5 protein-coding genes are annotated in these 3,217 nt (G+C 37.3%); all 5 read right to left on the bottom strand.

Features of this window, described 5'->3' with window-relative positions:
* Window positions 1–338 (bottom strand): 2-oxoacid:acceptor oxidoreductase family protein (locus tag ABYK33_RS14925; RefSeq protein ID WP_373034101.1); only part of this gene is annotated, 338 nt, incomplete at its 3' end.
* Window positions 338–1,207 (bottom strand): thiamine pyrophosphate-dependent enzyme, encoded by an 870-nt coding sequence (locus ABYK33_RS14920; RefSeq protein WP_373034100.1) that lies wholly within the window; start codon window positions 1,205–1,207, stop codon window positions 338–340. The genes ABYK33_RS14925 and ABYK33_RS14920, both read right to left, overlap by 1 nt.
* Before the next feature lies 1 nt (window position 1,208).
* Window positions 1,209–2,411 (bottom strand): transketolase C-terminal domain-containing protein, encoded by a 1,203-nt coding sequence (locus ABYK33_RS14915; RefSeq protein WP_373034099.1) that lies wholly within the window; start codon window positions 2,409–2,411, stop codon window positions 1,209–1,211.
* Window positions 2,412–2,424: 13 nt separating this feature from the next.
* Window positions 2,425–2,994, bottom strand: coding sequence for a carbon monoxide dehydrogenase beta subunit family protein (locus tag ABYK33_RS14910; RefSeq protein ID WP_373034098.1), 570 nt, complete (start codon window positions 2,992–2,994; stop codon window positions 2,425–2,427).
* 45 nt (window positions 2,995–3,039) lie between these two features.
* Window positions 3,040–3,217 (bottom strand): 4Fe-4S dicluster domain-containing protein (locus ABYK33_RS14905; protein ID WP_373032296.1); only part of this gene is annotated, 178 nt, incomplete at its 5' end.

Below are 3,217 nucleotides of genomic sequence, written 5' to 3'. Positions count from 1 at the left end.
GGAGTTAAAAGATCTCTATCAGAGTTAATGATAACAAGACCATTTTCTTTAATACCAGCATAAAAAGGCATAGTGTATGATTTACCCATAGTAATAACTTGTGGGTGAAAAATCATAACGATATCAGGATAAATTACTTCACCTCTATCATAAATAGGCACTGTTCCTATTCTTACATAACTCTCAGATGGAGCCATACGTTTCTCAGCACCAAAGAATGGATTAGATACAGCATAGTAACCTTCTGTATCAGCCGCTGTTGCTGCAATATGTGCAGCAGTAACTGCCCCCTGTCCACCTAGACCAGGAAGTCTTACTTTAATTGAATCTTTTGCCATTATAAACGTCCTTCTGCTTTACATTTTTTCAAGAATTCTTCTGCTTCAGGTGAAACATATTTGAATGAAGCAAATCTGTCTTTATCTTGATCTTTCATTTCGCCAAGTCCTTCATTTGCACTTAGTCCAATTTCAAGAATACAAGGTGTGTAAATGTTAAGGAATGTCGGTCCGATTTCTCTAGCTACGAGAATTGCTTCTCTAACTGCTTTAGCAACTGCTTTAGGAGCAGAAGCTGTCATGTTCATAGAGTAATGACAACCAGATGTTACAGCTAGTTCCCACATTTTTACTTTTTCAAACTTTTTACCAGTAGGTGCCATTTTGAAAACTTGACCTTTTGGTGTAGCACCAGATTCTTGTCCACCTGTATTTGCATAAACTTCATTATCAAAACAGATAGTTGTGATGTTTTCTTGTCTAAAGAATGATTGTAGTGTATAGTCAAGACCAATATCAACTGTAGCACCATCACCTGCTAGAACAACAACATCTTTTTCTATGTCTGGAAATCTCCAGTCTAGTACTCTTTTGATACCAGTTGCAACTGCATTTTGGTTACCAAATAGTGAGTGCACAGTATGAAGTGCAATGTGTGGGAACATTAATGATGTACAACCTGTTGAGTTAACAATAATAGTCTCTTCAGGTTTAGGTAGTGAAGAAAGTACATATCTTAATGCAGCAGCTTCTGGACAACCAGCACATAAAGAGTGCTCTTCAAGTAACTCTTTAGTTTCTGGAAGCTCCTTAATACCACGTGGTTTTTCTTGGTTTTCAGCCCATGTAGCTTTCTCTTCAAGATCAATGATCTCTTGAGGCATAATGTCTCTAAACTCGGGATTAATTTTATAGATATCTATTGCCATGTTATGCTCCTTTTCCAGGGTTGATTTTTTCCATAACTTCTTTAATGATTGCTTCAGCAGGCATACTCATACCACCAGCAACTCTTGGTCCGCCAACAACTTGTGCATCAGACTTACCGTAAAGAGCAGTTTTTACTTCTTTATCTAGCCAACCAACAACATTGAACTCAGGTACAAATACATGTTTGATACCTTCTAAAGATTCAAGAAGTTCTTCTGTTGGGAAAGGTCTAATAGTTCTTAACTTAATAACTTTAGACTTAATTCCTAATTTCATTAGTTCTCTGTGTGCTTCTTTAGCTTGATTAGCCGCAGTACCACAAGTAACAAATGCGATCTCAGCATCATCTTCACCAGTAACATGAACAAGACCATTAAGGAAATGTTTAGCATATGGACGTGAACGCTCAACCGCAGATCTTATTTCCCACTGCCAAGAAGCGTGAGTTGCATAAGAAATATAGTTAGACTTCATTACAAATGGATCTCTTAGGAAACGTCCCGGAGGTGTTTCTGAATCAATCGGAGGTAATGGAGATTTATATGGCTCATATGGGAAAAGTGCAATATCATCAGCTGGAAGCATAACTGCTTCACGTGTATGAGATACAAAGAAACCATCAACAACTGTAATAATTGGAACATGTACATCAGGCTTTTCAGCTACGATAAATGCTGCAATTGACATGTCAAAAAGTTCCTGTACGTTTTCAGCATACCAGATCTGACAACCTGTCTCTAGCATATATGAAACTTCCAAGTTATCCGGTTGAATAGTTAGTGGTGAATTAATACCACGAGCCATTAGGATAAGTTGACATGGAATTCTTGTACCAGACCACTGGGCAAAGTTTTCCATTGCTCTTAGTGTACCTGGACCTGAAGTCGTTGTAATTGTTCTGGCACCGGCCATCGCACAACCAGCAACTTCAGACATTACACCAAATTCATTCTCACCTCTAAAATATGTACCTACATAACCTTCTGCCCATAGTTCACCGATAAGGTGAGCTGCTTCAGATTGTGGCGTAATAGGATACGATACAGATGCATCAACTGTACATCTTTTAACTGCTTCTTTTAAAACTTCAGAACCAGTCATGAAGTGTTTTTCTCTTGGAGCGTCGAAAAGTAAATGGTCTGCTGTAACTAACTTTTGTCCAGACCAATTATGTGTTTTTGTCATATCAGTAATTTTACTCATTATTATCTCCTACCTATTTACCAAGCTCAGCTTTAACTTCTTTTGCTATTTTGATGAATTTCTCAAGCTCTGAAGAATGCTGATCTCTTAATGTAGCCATAGCATCTTCATGCCCTGACAATCCACAAATCGCGACTGTATAACAATCCGTTTCACATCTAACCATTTTTAATGCAACGTTTGCATAATGACAGTGAACACCAATAAAGATTGCTGCTTTAATATTGTTATGCCAAATCGTTAAGTTTGGGTGATTTGGATTGATCTCAACTTCAGCATCAATTTTTGGATACTTTGGTCTATAATCATACATTGGAATCATTTTAGCATTAAGAACTTCTGACATCTCTTTGATAAGAGTAGCTTTTTTCTTCGCTTCTTCATTAAAACCATATAATACTTGTGGACCAGGGAAAATAGTTGCATTTTCACTTGTCAACATCACTTTTGCAATTTCTCTCATTGCAATTTCTTCATCTACTATTGTTTCTAGTAAAAGTGCTTTTCCTTCTGGTGGTGTAATTACACCCTCATATACTGCCGCAGGATACGGTGAATAATACGCAGGACCTTGATTTGCCATAAGTTCTCCTATAAAAATTTTTTAATTAAATCTAAAACTCTAGATCTACTCTTCGTGACCAGCCATTTCCATCGTAATACAATTACGATCTAGCATGTCAGTACAAACGTATACACAAAGTGCACACCCTTTACATCTATCTTCATCTACCCAAGATGTGTTCCCCTCTTTATCGAACATAAGCGTATTCGCTTCTGGACAATATAAAGTACACGTGTTACAT

The organism is Sulfurovum sp., assembly GCF_041562805.1.
Classification (GTDB): domain Bacteria; phylum Campylobacterota; class Campylobacteria; order Campylobacterales; family Sulfurovaceae; genus Sulfurovum.
Note: the sequence above shows the minus strand (reverse complement) of the source record. Positions and strands in the feature narration are given on the sequence as shown.

Bases quoted from the DNA above. Each gene is read 5' to 3' on its own strand.
- ABYK33_RS14920 (WP_373034100.1), bottom strand. From the start codon at position 1,207: ATGGCAATAGATATCTATAAAATTAATCCCGAGTTTAGAGACATTATG.
- ABYK33_RS14915 (WP_373034099.1), bottom strand. From the start codon at position 2,411: ATGAGTAAAATTACTGATATGACAAAAACACATAATTGGTCTGGACAA.
- ABYK33_RS14910 (WP_373034098.1), bottom strand. From the start codon at position 2,994: ATGGCAAATCAAGGTCCTGCGTATTATTCACCGTATCCTGCGGCAGTA.